Origin of the sequence: Marinobacterium alkalitolerans, assembly GCF_017776525.1 — a bacterium.
In the GTDB taxonomy this organism is placed as follows: domain Bacteria; phylum Pseudomonadota; class Gammaproteobacteria; order Pseudomonadales; family Balneatricaceae; genus Marinobacterium; species Marinobacterium alkalitolerans.
Window position 1 is genome coordinate 1 of sequence record NZ_JACVEW010000020.1, and the last position, 17,113, is coordinate 17,113.

The following is a 17,113-nucleotide window of genomic DNA, read 5'->3' on the forward strand; positions in this document are numbered from 1 at the left end:
TCGGCTTCGGCTTCGGCTTCGGCTTCGGCTTCGGCTTCGGCTTCGGCTTCGGCTTCGGCTTCGGCTTCGGCTTCGGCTTCGGCAGGATCATCATCCAGCTGGTCGCGGATATCCACGTCACACAGGGCTTCCAGTTGGCCGATGTAATCCTCGACCACTACATGACGGATGGTCGGGTTGATCTTCAGCGGAATATTTTTCGGATCGGTTTCATCCAGCTTGCCGCGCTCGATCAGACCGTGACGGGTAAACAGCGACAGGATCTCCTTGAGACGCGTCTCATTGGGAATATCCTTGCCGGTCAGGTTGGAAAACAGACGCAGTAATTCATCCGTGCTGGTATAGGCCTTGCCGCCTTCCACTTCAAAGTTTTCCAGTTTTTCTTCGTACTGCTGTCGCAGGCACAGCATCAGCAGCGACTCATCCAGTTTCAGCCGCAGCACCCGCTCCTCCTGCTGGGGCAGAACCCCCAGAAAGGCTTCATCGGGCTGGTAGACCAGGCTCCAGCCGATCGCTTCAAACAGGTTACGGAAGTAGTCCAGGTTGCCCGCCACCAGAAAGTAACTGTCACGGTGAACCGGGCGGTCCGCGTACAGAAACTGGCTGCTCAGCAACTGGCTGGCAGCACGGATGAAATCATCGGCATCGTGCTGATCATTGCGGGAGACGGTTTTCTGCAGATCACCAAGCATTTAGCGGTTCCTGTGAATGGTAAAACCACGACACTCCACCATGTTGGAGACATTGACGTAGTGGTCTTCAAATTGAATTCGGTAACGGTTGCGCATGCTGCGCGCCTTCTTGCCAAGCGAGTTCATGTGGCGAACGTAACTGAAGCAGATATACTCTTCGACGCTGCCAATGCGGAAGTCGGTCGCACTCATCTGATCACGTCCGGCCAGCTGGCTTTCAAGGTAGGTTTCGATGCGGTCCACATTGACCTCACGGCGTTCCTTCCACTCCTTGAACAGGCGCCGCAGCTCCAGCACTTTCGGATCGATCTCTTTCTGGGTGATGATCTTTGGCGTGGCCTCAACGCGACGACGCACGGGCGAACGCACACTGGAGGGCGAGATAAAGCCGACTTCATCCAGCGTGGTGACCGGCGGGATCAGGCGTTCCTCCACCTTTGCCAGGCCGGAGATCAGGCGCGACAGGCGAGCGGCCATGCCCGGCGTGGTCTTGTCCATGTAGCGAACGGTATCCGCCACTCGCTTTTCCAGCTGATAGCGGAAGTCATCAATGGCCGCCAGGCGTTGATCCACCGATTCAAAAATCCGGATGATACGGTTGATGTGCTGGTGTACCTGAGCTTCGGCCACGTCATAGGACAGGTCCATCTGCTGCTGGTAATGCTCGGTCAGCTGCTGCAGCTTGAGCGGGTCAAACTGCAGGTCACGCAGCATGGCGAGGATCTGGCGACGGAAACGGAACGGGTTGTTGCGGGTCTTCAGTGTCTTGTAGTCGGAGACCAGAATCTGTTCCACAAAGCGGTCGAAGAACCCGCGCACAATCTCCTGTGGATTGTTACTGGCGGTCAGGTTCAGCTTCAACTCGCGCAGGCCCAGCATCATGTCCGTCAGGTGGGCACTGAAGTCAGCGGCGGTCTGCGCCGCTTCTGCCAGCGTAATACCACGCCCTTCCGGATCATTCACGGCCGATTCCAGCGAGCTGAGCACGTTCAGTACGGCACCGCCGTAACTGCGCTTCTCAAGCCGCGCAATGCTTACCAGAGATCGCAGCAGGTGACTCACTGAAGGCGACAGCAGGACGTAGGTACGATAGACCTTCTGCTCTTCTTCCAGCCAGCCGGTCTGTACCAGTCGGCGGTAAATCCGGTTGGTATATTCGGCCGTCGAGCGTGGCAGTTCCTGCCCCTCTTCTTCTCCTATTTCGGCTTCCCAGCGCCGAACCCCCAGACGCACCACGGCGTTCTCGATGGTTGAGCGCACCAGGTCACGCGGGATAAAAGGGTCGATCAGGTCCTCGTCGAAAAACAGATCCGCCAGTTCCAGCAAAACGGACTGGTATACCTGCCGGTTTTGCCCCGAAAGCGGGAGAAAAATGTCTTCAGGAAGCTTGTTAAACAGCACTGAGTCGTCCGGTTATGATCGGTTGGCTTAAGCAGGCCATGTTAGCGAAAAACCGGGTGGGAGATAAGGGGAATTCTCCTGACGACGCACTCTCCATATTCGAAGTTCGACTATGTATCACTGATGTAAATGTACAAGCCGCGCCTTACCACAGAACCTTCCTTTGGCTTTGCTGCTCAAGCTGATTGCCAAAAACCTCTATTTATACTCACGGCTTTTATGCTGTTGATACGGCTAAGAAAAAAGTTTTATTTTTTCCTTGACGCTCTGCGGGAGCATCACTAATATACGCCCCCACGGTTGAGGTGTTCCTCGATAGCTCAGTTGGTAGAGCAGTAGACTGTTAATCTATTGGTCGCTGGTTCGAGTCCAGCTCGAGGAGCCAACCCTACCGCCACCCGGCATTCCCCGATAGCTCAGTTGGTAGAGCAGTAGACTGTTAATCTATTGGTCGCTGGTTCGAGTCCAGCTCGGGGAGCCATTTTCGGAGCATAGCGCAGCCTGGTAGCGCATCTGGTTTGGGACCAGAGGGTCGGGGGTTCGAATCCCTCTGCTCCGACCACTCCCTGTATTATTCGCCGGTATAGCTCAGTTGGTAGAGCAACTGACTTGTAATCAGTAGGTCCCGAGTTCGACTCTTGGTGCCGGCACCACCGCTGCGGAGCGGTAGTTCAGTTGGTTAGAATACCTGCCTGTCACGCAGGGGGTCGCGGGTTCGAGTCCCGTCCGTTCCGCCACTCACGACAAAAACAATCTCTAGCCTGCAAAATATCGCCCCTGAGATATTCTTGTTCGACTACCCAGTTCTATTTTAAGACTGCATCAAACAGCATACTGAAAGGCACTTACCAGGCAGGAATAACGACTGCCATAATAGCCAAGGCTAGAAAAGCCCCATTCATTATCACTGAATAAACAGTTAACAGTTGCAACATGAAGGTACTTGTTATCGGCTATGTCTGGCCCGAACCTCGATCAAGTGCAGCAGGCTACCGCATGCTGTCCCTGCTTGAAGCATTTCGTCAGCAGAACTGGGCCGTCACCTATGCCAGCCCGGCTGAAAGAAGCATTCACCGAGCAGACCTGCCCGCGCTGGGAATTGAAGAAGCCTCCATCAACCTGAACTGCTCCAGCTTTGATCAGTTTATTCAGGCACTGAAGCCCGACATCGTGATGTTTGATCGCTTCATGATGGAAGAGCAGTTCGGCTGGCGTGTCGAGCGCTACTGCCCTGATGCCCTGCGGCTACTGGATACAGAAGACCTTTCCTGTCTGCGCCATGCGCGCCACCACATCAGTAAACAGACTCAACAGCCGTGTCTTGAAGTACCCTCTGACGTACTGTTCGGTGAGCACGCGAAACGTGAAGTCGCCGCTATTCTCAGAAGCGATCTGACCTTGATGATCTCGCCTGCCGAGATCGACCTGCTTCAAAACACGTTTAGAGTGGACTCGTCTCTGCTGCACGAATGCCCTTTTATGATGACAGCGCTGCCGAGCGCCAGCACCGAAACGCTGCCCGGCCATGACCAGCGCAAGGACTTCTGCATGATCGGCAATTTTCGGCACGCACCGAACTGGGATGCCGTATTATGGATGCATCACACAATCTGGCCGCTGATTCGCAAACAGCTCCCCGGCGCGCAACTGAACGTGTATGGCGCCTATCCGCCGCCCAAAGCCAATCAACTGCACAACCCTGCCAAGGGATTCAACATCAAGGGCTGGGCAGAGTGCGTTGATGACGTCATGCGCCAGTCACGTATCAACCTGGCACCGCTCCGCTTTGGCGCCGGACTCAAGGGCAAGCTGGTCGACGCACTGGCCTGTGGCACACCTTCGGTCACAACCTCCGTTGGTGCCGAAGGCATGGCAGGCAGCCAAGCCTGGCCTCAACCAATTGCTGAAACGCCTGAAGCCTTTGCTGAACAGGCTGTCGCGCTGTACCGGAACCAAAGCCAATGGCTGGATGCACAGCAAGAGGGGTTCCGGCTATACTCGGACCGTTTCCTGTTTGCACCCAATGCCAAGCGCCTGATTGCTCGCTTGAATGAGCTGCGTCACAGCCTGCATCAACACCGACTGCAAAACTTTACCGGCGCCATGCTCAGACACCACAGCATGAAGAGCACCCAGTACATGGCACAGTGGATCGAGGCCAAGAACCGCAATGCATCACGCGATGATTGATATTCAAAACGCCAGCGTTTATCAGCATCAGTCTCTGATTCTGGATAATTTCTCGCTGCGCATCGAGCACGGGGAGCGTGTCGCACTGCTGGGGCCCAACGGGGCAGGCAAAAGTACCCTGCTGAAACTGATCAGTCGCGAGCTGTACCCGGTGAACAGGCCGGACAGCCACATTCGGCTTTACGGTAGCGATATTCTTCCTCTGTGGGAGCTGCGCAAGCAGATCGGCTTCGTCTCAAGCGACCTTCAGGATGACTACACGCCCTACACCCGCGCTCTGGATGTCGTGATCTCCGGTTTTTTCGGCAGCATCGGTCAGCACGACCACCTGCGCCCTGGCGAGGATCAGATACAGCAGGCCGAGGCGTTGCTGGACACACTGGGCATGCAGGAATATCGCGATCAGATGTTTCAGCGCCTGTCGACCGGACAGAAACGACGCCTTCTGCTTGGTCGGGCACTGATTCATCAGCCGAACGCCCTGATCATGGATGAGCCGGCCAGCGGCCTGGACATGGGCGCTGCCGCCCAGTTGCTGGGCATGTTGCGCCACTTTTGCCAGTCCGGCGGCTCACTGCTGATCGCCACCCATCATATCTCGGAGGTCATCCCGGAAGTGGAACGCGTAATTCTGCTTCAAAACGGACGGGTTCTGGCCGACGGCCCCAAACATGAAGTATTACGCAGCGATATGCTTTCCAGGCTGTACAACTCTGAATTGACCGTCAGCGAGCGGCACGGCTGGTATCATCTCTGGCAGACACCCTGAGCACGCCTCACTCAACCAGGCTACTGAGTGTCTGCCGCCCCGGCAGCAAACAGGCTCTCCACTTCGTTGCACAGATACTCGGCCGGCAGACAGCTTTCCAGGTGTGCGGCTGCATATTCCAGAAACCCTCGCGCAGCATGCGGCAGTCGCCGATCCCGGCGAACAATGAAATGCCAGTGACTTTCGACCGGGAAACCGTCAATGGGCAGAATAGTGATCCCGGGGTGGGACGCCGGCAGGGCATGGCGTGATATGACAGCGAGGCCCATTCCTGAGGCGACCCCTACCCTGATGGCTTCATTACTGGCCATCTGCAGGCAATTGGACCATTGCACCCCCTTGCCTTGCAGCCAGCTTTCAAACAGCATCCGCGTGGCCGACCCCGGCTCTCGCTGCAGCAGACGTTCCTGCAACAGGTCTTCGATCTTAACCTGCTCACCTCCCGCCAACGGGTGTTGCTCAGGCGCCAGCATCACCAGCGGATTTCGCAAAAAGCGCGCCGCCAGTGCCTGCTCCGAGGAAGGCGGATGACTGAATACATAGATATCGTCCAGCTGCCGCTCAAACCGATCCAGCAGCTGCTGCCGGTTACCGATATGCACCGTCATGTCCACTTCCGGAAATGACTGTGAGTATGGCCCCAGCACCCTGGGCAGTACATATTGCGCCGTATTCACCAGCGCAATACTGAAGCGGCCCCGGTGCCCACCTCGCAATTCAGACAGATAGTCCTGAAAGTCCATGAAACGGCCGGTTACATCCTGAGCCGTCTGGTACAGCGCCTCGCCCACATCCGTTAACACCAGCCTGCCGGAATGATGCTCAATCAGTGGTTCACCCACCGTCTCCGACAGGCGCTTCAACTGCTGTGAGACAGTTGGCTGAGTCAGGTGAAGCTGCTGAGCCGCGGCCGTGACCGAGCCCGTTTTGACGACCGTGACATATACTTCCAGCAGACGAAACGTGAGGTGGCGCAGATTCATATCGCGTCCCGATTAATAGATGATTATCTATATAGCATTCACTAAATATTAATTAGATTCAATGCTGCATTGCAGGCAAAATCGCGCCCATTCCAATTGCTTAAACCAAGAGTGAGATGTCTATGCCTGATATTGTCGTCATGTTCTTTCTGTTAGGCGTCGTGGCAGGTGTGCTCAAGTCAGACCTGAGCATCCCCAAGGCCGCCTATGACACCCTCAGCCTGCTGCTGATGCTGACCATCGGCCTTAAAGGCGGCATGGGGCTTCACGGCAACCTGACACTGGCACTGGTTCCGGAACTTTTGCTGGTCATGTCACTGGGTGCATTGATACCGCTTATTCTGTTCCCATTGCTGCGCAAGCTGGTGCGGCTGTCATTGGCCGACAGCGCCAGTATCTGCGCTCACTACGGGTCAGTCAGTGCCGGTACTTTCGCGGTTGCGCTTGCCTACGCCGAAACCAACAACCTGATCACCGGCCCCGAGGTGACACTTTATCTGGTACTGCTTGAACTGCCGGCAATCATGGTAGGCCTCGCCCTGTTCCGTCGCTTTGACCAAAGTGGTGATATTGCTCACTCCAAAATCAGCCTGCTGCATGAAACACTCACCAACCGCGGCGTGGTGTTACTGGCCGGTGGCGTAATCATCGGCTATCTCTATGGCCCCATGCATGGCGCACCGGTCACCGACCTCTTCACCGGCGCCTTCAAGGCAGTCCTTGCGCTGTTCCTTCTTGAGATGGGTCTGACAGCCGCCGAAACGCTGCGCCCGATTCCCAAGCAGCACTGGCGTCTGCTCGTTTTTGCCTGTGCAGCACCGAGTATTCTGGCCGGCTTCGGCATGGTTGCGGGCAGCATTCTGGGCCTGCCGCTGGGCACCACCCTGGTATTGGCCAGCCTGACCGCCAGCGCATCCTATATTGCGGCCCCGGCAGCCATTCGGGCGGCCATTCCCCAGGCTGATATCGGTCTGGCCATGCTGGCTTCACTGGGCTTTACCTTCCCGTTTAACGTACTGATCGGGATTCCGCTGTATCACCAGATTCTGCTTGCTCTGAGCTAGACCTGGCGCAATGTACAACCTTGGGGGAGTGTGCAATGCTTGATTGAAAGCATGCAGCTCCCCCGGGTGATAATGGAACATATCCGCGAACTGGCCATTCTGGTCGTCGATGACCAGCCCATCATTAACGAGTTCTACCGCAAAATCCTGGAAACACTGGGGTGCAAACGGATCTATTCGGCCCTGAGTGGACAGGAAGCGATTGAACGCCTGGCAGAGCGAGGCGACATCAACCTCGTCCTGACGGATATCGATATGCAACCCGGCAACGGGTTGGAGCTGTTGCAGGCTATTCGCTGTGGCGATGTCGACAACACCCCGCGCGACCTCTGCGTACTGGTCGTGTCGGACTACAACTACCGCCACAACGTCATGAAAGCCGTTGGGCTGGACTGCCATGGCTTTCTGAGCAAGCCACTGAACGCAGATGTACTGTCTGCCAAAGTGCATGCGGCCCTGCACCGCCAGATCGACCTGGCCCCCAGTGACACCTACCGCGGCATCTCAACCGAAATCAAGGTCAGCCCTGCCGTTGCCTCCTATGGCAGCCTGGTTGCGCACAAGGCCCGGCCCACCGGGAGCAGCCCTGCCGAACCGGTGAGCGCGCCGGCAGCTGTACCCCAGCCGGACTTGGAACCGCCCACGCCACCTGCCGAACCTGCCGTCGAGCCTCAGCCTGAAGCGCCCCCGACACTACCTCAATCAGACCCGCAGCAGGTTCAGAAAGCGCTGGAGCAGGCAGCAAGCTCTCTGCTGCCACCCGGCATTCAGGACAGCTTTCTGCACTACAAGCACGACACACTGCGCGAAATTCTCCATCTGCTGTATCAAGTGGGCGAGTCCCTGGCAGACAGCCCGCCCGAGGAGATCCACGCCCTGATTGAGCAGATCGAGCAGCTCAGCACCGACCTGTTTCAACAGGAGTACCTGCATCAGCGAGAGCATGGCTATCAGCCGGTCAGCTCACACCAGGCTGAACATGGACTTATCTTGCAGAGAACACAGATGTTGACCGGCAAGCTGTATGGACGCAGGAAAGACCGGATTCTGAAAGCCTACCGGCAGCTTCGCGAGGCCTGGTATCGGCACATCAGCGTCAAGGACCAGCAATATGTCGAGTTTCTTCAACATCAGGCGGGCATCAAATGATATTGGATTGGGAACACTGGGATACCGTTGCGATATTGGCCACCAGTGTGGTGGCAGCTCTTGCAACCGGCTTTGCCTTTATCAAGACCCGATACCACCTGCACCAGTCCAGGCGCCAACAGCAGGTGTTGAGCGCTGTCTCCCACGTCAACAACAACTTCCTTCTCTACAAGGACCCAAGGCGTCGTTTTGGCGAGCTGCTGGAAGTGCTGAAGTCGCTTACCGGCTCCCCCATGGGGCTGATCAGCGAGCGCATGGAACATGAGGACGGCACGCCCTACATGCGCTGCTACGCCATTACCAACCTTGCCTGGGACGAAGCCTCCAGAAGGCTGTATGAAGACAACATCGACCAGGGCATTGATTTCAACAATCTGGACAACCTGTTCGGTCAAGCGCTGACGACCGGCAATGTCATCATTGCCAACCACGACACCTTGAAACTCAGACCCGGCAAAGCGCCGAAAGGCCACCCCGAAATTGAGTCATTTATCGGCATTCCTCTGAAGTTTCGCGGCGAAGTACTGGGCATGTTTGCACTGGCCAACAGCCCGCAGGAGTACTCACAAGAATTTGTAGACTGGCTCTCGCCGTTGACCAACACGATTACCGGCATCCTGTATGCGTTCAGGATTGAGCGCGCCCAAAGGGAAGCCAGCCGACGAATGCTCGAAGCCCTGAAAGAAACCGAAGAGGCCAATCAGGTCAAAAGTGATTTTCTGGCCACCATGAGCCATGAGATCCGCACTCCGCTGAATGCCGTGGTGGGCATGCTCGACTCCCTGGCCAGTACCACCGCGCTTACTCCCTTGCAGAAAGACTACATTCAAACAGCCGACAACGCTGCAGACACCCTGTTAAGCCTGATCAACGACGTGCTCGATTTCTCCAAGATCGAAGCCGGCCAGCTCACACTGGAGCAAAAACCGGTCAATCTCTGTGAGCAGGTGCAAATGGTGATGACACTGGCGGCCTCCACACCCGCAGCCGAGGGCATCGATCTCTACATTGATGCGGATCCGGAAACCCCGCTGGAAGTCATTGGCGACCCTGTTCGCCTTCGACAGATCATGCATAACCTGATCGGCAATGCGGTCAAGTTTACGCATGAGGGGCATGTCACCGCCTCATTGGCACCGATCAAGGATGCCAGCAACCGCCAAACCGGCATCAGGCTCAGCATCGAAGACACCGGTATCGGCATTGCCGCCAGTAATCAGGCGATTATCTTCAACGCCTTTCGCCAGGCAGACCACTCTTCAACGCGTGAATACCAGGGCACCGGGCTTGGCCTGGCCATTACCCGACATCTGGTTGATGCCATGGACGGGGAAGTTGAGGTTGCCAGCCACCTGGGCCGCGGCTCCCGTTTCACCCTCAACCTCCCCTTGCAGGCCCATGGATCCGCAACACTGGATTCCGGCCTGGAAGCGCTGCCTCTCGGTCAGTGCAAGGTACTCTGTGTCACCAACTCGCATCAGCTGTATGAAAACCTTTATCGACTGCTCTCGCAGCATACAGAGTGTGTGGATTGTCACTTCAAGCCGCTTATCGAGGACGACTCAGCGGGCAGTTACAACCTGCTGCTGGTCGATGACCGCCGCTACCCGCTTGATACTCAGTCCCTGCGCACATGGATACAGCAGCAATCCGGGCAAGGCGAGGTCATTGCCCTGAGTAATCGTGACCTGTCGGAGTTGTTCATTCCGGTGAGTGTCCAGATCCCTCATCCGGTTTCAGCTCTTGAGCTGATCAATGCCCTCACGGCCCTTTACCGCCCAGAGCTTATGCCACCCCCTTCACTGCCCAAGGCTGAGCCCGCTGCCCCCGTCACCCCCATAACCGATGGACTTAACATCCTGATTGCTGAAGATAACCCCATCAACCACAAGATGATGCAAATTCTGATGGACCGGGCCGGAGCCGACTACCGGATTTGCGCCGATGGCCGTCAGGTTCTGTCAGCACTGGAGGAGGATCCGGATTACGACGTCATTCTGATGGATGTGCATATGCCACACCTGGACGGGTTTGACACCACACGTGCCATTCGCAGGCTGGACGCCCCCTTGAACCAGATTCCGATTATCGCCGTTACCGCCGATGCACTGGCAGGCGACCGGGAAAAATGCCTCGAAGCCGGCATGAACGACTACCTCGCCAAGCCCATACGGTTGACCGAATTACAGCGCGTGATCGCGCGTACTCTGGCGTCACGGTTTATACAGGAAGACATGAATAACGGGGTTGAGCCGGAATTGACCGTAGTCGATTTTGACCCCGACAGACTGACGACCGATCTTGGCGGAGTGGAGAATGCGATCGTCCTGATCAACGAATTCGCCAACAGTCTTCACTCTGAACTTGCTCTGATAAAGCAATCGATGGAGCAGGAGGACAGCGATCAGGCCAGCGCTTTGGCGCACCGATTAAAAGGCAGTGCGCGCTCACTGCAGTGTCAGAAGCTGGCACACCAACTGGAAGTATTGGAACAACAGACACGCTCAGCACATTTTGACCCTGCACGCCTCACCTTGCAGCAGCTCGAGCAAGATCTGCCTGCACTGGAGTTGCGCCTGCTGCACTTCTGCTCCCAAAACCTGAACCGGGATTTCTAGCACCGAACGATTTCCATCGACTGAACCGCCACGCTGCTGCTTCACGTAGCAGTGGCATGACGACCTCATCCCTGCAACTGGTCTGGTTCAAACGCGACCTGAGACTGGCCGATAGTCCTGCCTTAACGGAAGCGGCCCGCCACGGAAGGGTACTTCCGTTATGTGTTATTGAGCCCGGCCTGTGGCAACAGCCCGACATGTCTGAGCGACACTGGCAGTTTTGCCGTGACAGTCTCTCTGATCTGGAATCGGACCTGGCTGCGAGAGGAATACCGCTGCTGATTAGAAGCACCGACATACTCGAAGCCCTGCGCGAGCTGAAAGCGTTTTATGGCACTTTCACCCTCTGGTCTCATGAAGAAACCGGCAATCACTGGACCTACCAGCGCGATCTTCAGGTAGCTGCCTGGTGCCAGGCAGAAAGCATAGAGTGGCATGAGCTGCCACAAAACGGCGTGGTAAGACGGCTGAAAAACCGTGATCACTGGGCCGAATACCGGGAATCCAGAATGCAGTCGCCCACGCTCCCGGTGCCTGCGCTGCAAGCGCCTGACATACTACCGCTCTTGCACGGGCTGCCCGACACACCCACCGGGACTCACTTATCACCGCTGCGCCAGCAGCCGGGCGGTCGCAGCGCGGGGCTGCGCTGCCTTGAAAGCTTTCTGCACCAGCGCGGACGTGATTATCGCTTTGCCATGTCCAGCCCCAACACGGCCTATGCCGCCTGCTCTCGTCTCTCGCCCCATCTGTGTTGGGGAACCCTGTCGGTACGCGAGGTATTTCAGGCCGCAGAGCTGGCAAAAAAGCATTCTCAGGATCCAGCCTGGAAGCGCTCACTGCGCAGCTTTATCAGCCGACTCTATTGGCACTGCCACTTCATGCAGAAGCTTGAAGACATGCCAGCGCTGGAGTGGACACCGATCCACCCGCTGTTTGCCGACCTGGATCGAACGCTGGACACTGAACGCCTTGAACGCTGGGCCAAGGGCCAGACCGGCTGGCCTTTCGTTGATGCCTGCATGCGGGCACTCAACGCACGCGGCTGGATCAACTTTCGCATGCGCGCCATGCTCACGTCGGTCGCCAGTTATCACCTCTGGCTGCCTTGGCAGGACAGCGGCCGGGTGCTGGCTCGGACATTTATCGATTACGAGCCGGGCATACACTGGCCGCAGATTCAGATGCAGTCCGGTACCACCGGCATCAATGCCATCCGTGTATACAACCCTCTCAAGCAGGGGCTGGAACTTGATCCACAGGGTCATTTCATCCGCCGCTGGGTGCCCGAACTGGCCAGCGCCCCCCTCTCGGCCCTGCACGAGCCGCGCATGCTGAAACAGCCCTGTTACCCCAAACCGCTGGTTGATTTGAGTCAGGCCGCCCGTACGGCAAAAGACAGGATCGCAGCCATCCACCGTCACCCTCAATTCGATGCGATCAGTCGCGGCGTCTATCAGCAGTTGGGCAGCCGCAAACGCAATGGACGTTCAGGGCGACGTCAAGCACCAGCCAACCATGCCAGTCGCCGCCGCCCGTCAGCAGCCAGCCCCCAGCTGAGCCTCTGGGACCAGGCATAACATCCGGAACACACCATGCCGCGTATGAAACGCAAAACCGAGCTGCCTGAAAAAACCTGCCCTGTTTGTCAGCGTCCTTTCAGCTGGCGGCGCAAATGGGCCGAGTGCTGGGATGAAGTGCGCTACTGTTCCGAGCGCTGTCGCCGCCAACGCCGACCCCATGGAGGTGTTAAATATGATTAGAACCGCTCACTGGCTTGGCTATGCCGGCCTGATCCCCTTTGTGGGACTGACTCTTGGCATGGGCCTGCACCCGCTAACACCGGTTGCCTTTGTAACCTACAGCGCGGTGATCTTGTCTTTTCTGGGCGGCATACACTGGGGCGTTGCTCTCAGCAGACCGGAATGGAGCTCCGCTGTTCGATTGTGCCTCTGCATGCTGCCCAGTCTGCTGGGCTGGCTGGCCCTGCTTCTGCCGATGACCGGCACCCTGGTCCTGCTGATCGGCAGCTATCTGATCTGGTGGGGATGGGATCGTATTCAACTGGATCAACCCGACTACCGCCGCCTGCGCTTGCACCTGACAGCGGTAGCCGTGCTATGCCATTTTGTCTGGCTGATTCAGACCTGATCGGTTTGCAGGAAGCGCTGCAGCACCCGGTACAGCCCATGTGCATCTTCGCTGCCTGCCAGTTCTCGAATGGAATGCATGGCGAACTGAGGCACACCGATATCCAGGGTTTTAACCCCCAGCTCTGACGCCGTGATGGGACCGATAGTGCTGCCACAGGCCATATCGGTGCGAACCACAAAGCTCTGTACCGGCACACCGACCAGTTCGGCCAGATCACGGAACAGCGCACTGGTTTCGCTGTTGCTGGCATATCGCTGATTGGCGTTAATCTTGATCACCGGCCCCCGATTCAGCAACGGACCGTGATTGCCGTCGTGTTTGTCACTGAAATTGGGGTGCACACCGTGCGCGTTGTCAGCCGAAATCAGCATGGAACGCGACAATGAACGGTTGCGCTGATCTGCATCCGGCAATACGCGCTCAAGCCACTGGCTCAACATCGGTCCCTGGGCTCCGCAGGCACTCATGCTGCCCACTTCTTCATGGTCGTTGCATACCAGCACCTGTCCCGCAGCCGCCTCACCACCATCGATCAGGGCCTGCAGGCCGATAAAACAGCTCAGCAGGTTGTCCAGCCGGGCAGACGCCAGAAACTCCTGATGCAGGCCAACCGTTGCAGCCTTCTGGGTGTCGTAAAAACAGAGTTCGTAGTCCAGCACACTGTCAACGTCATCCACCCCCTGCTGACCCAGATGCTGCTTCAACAACTCACGAAAGTCAGGCTTCTCACCGGCCTGCCCCATGATGACCGGCAGGAAGGTTTGAGCATTGATGCTGCGGCTGGCATTGGCCTCCCGATCAAGGTGAATGGCCAGACTCGGCAGAACCGCCACCGGCTGCTCAAAATCGATCAAGTGGCTCAGAATACGCCCGGATACATCACGACAGGTGACACGCCCGGCCAGCGACAGGTCGCGGTCAAACCAGGGGTTGAGCAATACGCCTCCATACACCTCAACACCAAGCTGAAAGTAGCCCTGCTTATGCAACTCCGGACAGGGCTTGACCTTGAGGCAGGGCGAGTCGGTATGGGCTCCGATCAGCCGCCACCCTTGGCTCACGACCGCACCGGCATCCGGCTGGCGCCAGGCAATAATGGATGAGTCGTTCCGCGTGATGTAGTAGCCCTGCCCGGACTCCAGCGTCCAGGTATCGGCTTCATCCAGCACGACAAACCCGGCTGCATCCAGCCGTTCGGCCATACTGCCAACAGCATGAAAGGGGGTTGGAGAGGCATCCAGAAAGGCCTTCAGGGATGCGTTAAAGTCTGCCAAAGACTGGTGCTGCGCCATTACTGGACCTCCTCATTCTTGATCACCTCGATCAGCTCAACCTTGAAAATCAGCGTGGAGTTGGCCGGAATATCCGGTGACGGGCTGGTGGCACCATAGGCCTGCTCAGGCGGCAGATACAGCATGGCCGTTCCGCCCTCATGCATCCGAATCAGACCGTTACGCCAGCCACGCACAACCTGTTTAAGCGGGAAACGTGCAGGCTTTTCACGCGCATAGGAACTGTCAAACACATGACCATCCACGCGCCTGCCTTCGTAATGGACCACCACCGTGTCCGCCGCAGTCGGACTGGCCCCGGTTCCCTTGACCAGGTGCTCGATCTGCAAACCACTCTCCAGCACTTCGACACCTTCCCGCTTGGCATTTTCTGCCCGAAACCGATCACCCGCCTGACGGGTTTCATCGTTCAGGGCCTGCTCAAGCAGTGCCTGTTGCCGTTTTTCCTGCTCGGGGTCAGGCCCGCAGCCGGTCAGAACACCAACCGTAGCAAGGCCCAGCAGCATAGTCTTCCAGATCTGCATTCGCGATAGCTCCGTAATAACTCCAAGTCGATGATTTTACATTACCTGACGCGATGACTACACTCATCAGGCTGTAGCCGACGGAACTCAACGCTTGGAGATCTGTCACACAAGATACCTCTGACAATCAGGGACGGGATTGTCAGCCTGTATCGCTCCAGCCTCACGATCGGAGATCTGCGCCCCATGTCCAAGCTGATCCATTCCCTTGCCACCGCCGCGCTGACACTTTTCATTACGCTGCCGTCACAGGCCGCGATTGCGCCCCTGTCCCCCGCTCCCGTGCACAGCCAGACGCTGATGGATGTGGTCACGGCATTGCAGGACGATCACTACAGTGAAGTGGCGTTCAATGACCAGTTGTCGCAAGCTGTTTTCCAGCAGTACCTGGATGCGCTTGACCCCGAACGCAGCTACTTTCTGGCCAGCGACATTGCGGAGTTTGAGCAGTATCGAAACCAGCTGGATGATCAGATTCTGGAGGGGCAAACCCAGGCTGCATTTGCGATTTTCAACCGTTACCAGCAGCGCAGGGATGAGCGTCTCGAATACATGCTGAATGCGCTGGACACCGCCGAGTGGGACTTTTCACAGGAAGAATATCTGGATACTGATCGCAGTGAGTCCCCCTGGCCGGCAAACCAGGCCGAACAGGATGAACTCTGGCGCAAGCGCCTGAAAAGCGCCGTTCTGAGCCTGAAGCTGGCCGACAAAACCGTCGATGAAGCCCGTGACATCCTGCGCAAACGCTACCGGAACCAGCTCAAGCGCCTGGAGCAGGCAAAGAGTGATGACGTGTTCGAAAGCTTCGTCAACGCACTCACGCACGAATTCGACCCGCACACCCAGTATTTTTCACCGCGCGGGTCAGAAAACTTTGAAATCAACATGAGTCTCTCTCTCGAAGGCATCGGGGCTGTTCTGCAGGCCGAAAACGACCAGACCAAGGTCGTTCGTCTGGTGCCTGCAGGCCCTGCCGACAAGGCGGGTCAACTGCAACCGGCTGACATCATCGTGGGTGTCGGCCAGGGCGAAGAGGGAGAGATCGAAGATGTGGTCGGCATGCGCCTGGATGATGTGGTGAGCAAGATTCGCGGCCCCAAGGGCACGGTGGTTCGGCTCGAAATCATCCCGGCTGATGCGGTTGACCGCCAGGCTCGCAAGGTCATCGAAATCACGCGCAACAAGGTAAAACTGGAAGAGCAGGCTGCGCGCAAACGCATTCTGGAGCTGGAGCGCGACGGCAAGCCCTACAAGCTGGGCGTGATTGAAGTGCCCACGTTCTATATCGACTTTGCCGCACTGCAAAAGGGCGACCCCAACTATAAAAGTACCACGCGCGATGTGGAACGCCTTATTCATGAGCTGCGTGATGAAAACATCGATGGCCTGATAATGGATCTGCGCAATAACGGCGGCGGCTCCTTGCGTGAAGCCAACGAACTGATCGGCCTGTTCATTCAACGCGGTCCGACCGTACAGATTCGTGACGCCGATGGCCGCATCGATATACTGGGGGACTTCGACCCCAAGGTCGCCTGGAACGGCCCCATGGCCGTGCTGGTAAACCGCCTGAGCGCTTCGGCTTCGGAAATCTTTGCCGGCGCAATTCAGGATTACAACCGCGGTATCATTGTTGGCAGTCGCACCTTCGGCAAGGGCACCGTGCAGACCCTGCAGCCCATTGACTATGGCCAGGTTAAACTGACCCACGCCAAGTTCTATCGCATCTCCGGTGACAGCACCCAGCACCGAGGTGTTGAGCCGGACATCAGCTTCCCGTCCCTCTACACCCTGGAGGATATCGGTGAAAGCTCTCTGGACAAGGCACTGCCCTGGGATAAGGTCAGAGCGGTACGTCATGGTCGTTACCCCAGCCTGAGCCCGTTCATGTCAGCACTGCTTGAGCGTCACGAGAACCGCACCGCTGACGCACCGGACTTTGTCTTTATGCGCAAGCAAGCCGAACATCTTCAAACCCAAAGAGATGATCAGCGGTTGGCATTAAGTGAGGCCCTGCTGCGCGCCGAGAAAGAGCAGAATGAAGGCTGGATGCTGCAGGTGGAGAACGAACGCCGCGCCGGTGTAGGACTGCCTCCCATCAATCAGCTGAGCGAAGCGGACGACGACCTGCCGAAGGACGAACAGGGCCGACCGATCAACCCTGAAGCCGAAGCAATTCTGGCAGAAAGCGGGGAGATCCTGATCGACCTGATCGATTTGACGCTGCGCCATACGGCCTCAAGCGAAGCAGCCAACCCCAAGGGTGACCACTGA

The 17,113-nt window shown here is 57.2% G+C and carries 14 protein-coding genes and 5 tRNA genes; 14 read left to right on the forward strand and 5 right to left on the reverse strand.

Features of this window, described 5'->3' with window-relative positions:
• A partial coding sequence (locus tag H9C73_RS12385) for a DUF4194 domain-containing protein (RefSeq protein ID WP_209288142.1) occupies positions 1-692 on the reverse strand: 692 nt, incomplete at its 3' end.
• Positions 693-2,093, reverse strand: a complete 1,401-nt coding sequence (locus H9C73_RS12390) for a Wadjet anti-phage system protein JetA family protein (protein WP_209288144.1) — start codon at positions 2,091-2,093, stop codon at positions 693-695. It abuts the gene before it with no gap.
• 309 nt (positions 2,094-2,402) lie between these two features.
• On the opposite strand from H9C73_RS12390, the gene H9C73_RS12395 reads away from it, so the two are divergent.
• The 7 genes from H9C73_RS12395 (at position 2,403) to H9C73_RS12425 (ending at position 5,052) form a co-directional block, all read left to right on the forward strand.
• Positions 2,403-2,478: transfer RNA gene (locus H9C73_RS12395), tRNA-Asn, on the forward strand.
• Between the two features lie 20 nt (positions 2,479-2,498).
• Positions 2,499-2,574: transfer RNA gene (locus H9C73_RS12400), tRNA-Asn, on the forward strand.
• 4 nt (positions 2,575-2,578) lie between these two features.
• Positions 2,579-2,655 (forward strand) — tRNA-Pro (locus tag H9C73_RS12405).
• A 15-nt stretch (positions 2,656-2,670) separates the two neighbouring features.
• Positions 2,671-2,746, forward strand: a tRNA-Thr gene (locus H9C73_RS12410).
• 7 nt (positions 2,747-2,753) lie between these two features.
• Positions 2,754-2,830 (forward strand) — tRNA-Asp (locus H9C73_RS12415).
• Positions 2,831-3,026: 196 nt separating this feature from the next.
• Positions 3,027-4,283 (forward strand): glycosyltransferase, encoded by a 1,257-nt coding sequence (locus H9C73_RS12420; protein WP_209288145.1) that lies wholly within the window; start codon positions 3,027-3,029, stop codon positions 4,281-4,283.
• Entirely contained in the window at positions 4,276-5,052 is a 777-nt protein-coding gene (locus H9C73_RS12425) for an ABC transporter ATP-binding protein (RefSeq protein ID WP_209288146.1), read from the forward strand. Before H9C73_RS12420 ends, H9C73_RS12425 begins: the two co-directional genes overlap by 8 nt.
• 20 nt (positions 5,053-5,072) lie before the next feature.
• On the opposite strand, the gene H9C73_RS12430 is transcribed toward H9C73_RS12425, so the two are convergent.
• On the reverse strand, positions 5,073-6,035 hold the full coding sequence (locus tag H9C73_RS12430) for a LysR family transcriptional regulator (RefSeq protein WP_209288148.1): 963 nt from the start codon (positions 6,033-6,035) through the stop codon (positions 5,073-5,075).
• 122 nt (positions 6,036-6,157) lie between these two features.
• On the opposite strand from H9C73_RS12430, the gene H9C73_RS12435 reads away from it, so the two are divergent.
• From H9C73_RS12435 to H9C73_RS12460, 6 genes are read left to right on the forward strand one after another with little or no spacing between them, the layout of a single operon-like run.
• Entirely contained in the window at positions 6,158-7,099 is a 942-nt protein-coding gene (locus H9C73_RS12435) for a sodium-dependent bicarbonate transport family permease (RefSeq protein WP_209288149.1), read from the forward strand.
• Positions 7,100-7,138: 39 nt separating this feature from the next.
• Entirely contained in the window at positions 7,139-8,248 is a 1,110-nt protein-coding gene (locus tag H9C73_RS12440) for a response regulator (RefSeq protein ID WP_209288150.1), read from the forward strand.
• The gene (locus tag H9C73_RS12445) at positions 8,245-10,866 is read left to right on the forward strand and encodes an ATP-binding protein (protein WP_209288152.1); all 2,622 of its coding nucleotides are present in this window, start codon (positions 8,245-8,247) and stop codon (positions 10,864-10,866) included. Before H9C73_RS12440 ends, H9C73_RS12445 begins: the two co-directional genes overlap by 4 nt.
• A 56-nt stretch (positions 10,867-10,922) precedes the next feature.
• On the forward strand, positions 10,923-12,446 hold the full coding sequence (locus tag H9C73_RS12450; RefSeq protein WP_209288153.1) for an FAD-binding domain-containing protein: 1,524 nt from the start codon (positions 10,923-10,925) through the stop codon (positions 12,444-12,446).
• 24 nt (positions 12,447-12,470) lie between these two features.
• The gene (locus H9C73_RS12455) at positions 12,471-12,629 is read left to right on the forward strand and encodes a DUF2256 domain-containing protein (protein WP_209288240.1); all 159 of its coding nucleotides are present in this window, start codon (positions 12,471-12,473) and stop codon (positions 12,627-12,629) included.
• The gene (locus tag H9C73_RS12460) at positions 12,622-13,017 is read left to right on the forward strand and encodes a DUF3429 domain-containing protein (RefSeq protein ID WP_209288154.1); all 396 of its coding nucleotides are present in this window, start codon (positions 12,622-12,624) and stop codon (positions 13,015-13,017) included. Before H9C73_RS12455 ends, H9C73_RS12460 begins: the two co-directional genes overlap by 8 nt.
• Here H9C73_RS12460 and H9C73_RS12465 read toward each other — a convergent pair.
• Complete coding sequence (locus H9C73_RS12465) at positions 13,008-14,312, reverse strand: M18 family aminopeptidase (protein ID WP_209288155.1); 1,305 nt, start codon at positions 14,310-14,312, stop codon at positions 13,008-13,010. The two genes, H9C73_RS12460 and H9C73_RS12465, sit on opposite strands and share 10 nt — an antisense overlap.
• Positions 14,312-14,836, reverse strand: a complete 525-nt coding sequence (locus tag H9C73_RS12470; RefSeq protein WP_209288157.1) for an FKBP-type peptidyl-prolyl cis-trans isomerase — start codon at positions 14,834-14,836, stop codon at positions 14,312-14,314. The genes H9C73_RS12465 and H9C73_RS12470 overlap by 1 nt, the downstream gene beginning before the upstream one ends.
• Positions 14,837-15,022: 186 nt before the next feature.
• Here H9C73_RS12470 and H9C73_RS12475 point away from each other — a divergent pair, with 186 nt between their 5' ends.
• Entirely contained in the window at positions 15,023-17,113 is a 2,091-nt protein-coding gene (locus H9C73_RS12475; RefSeq protein WP_209288159.1) for a carboxy terminal-processing peptidase, read from the forward strand.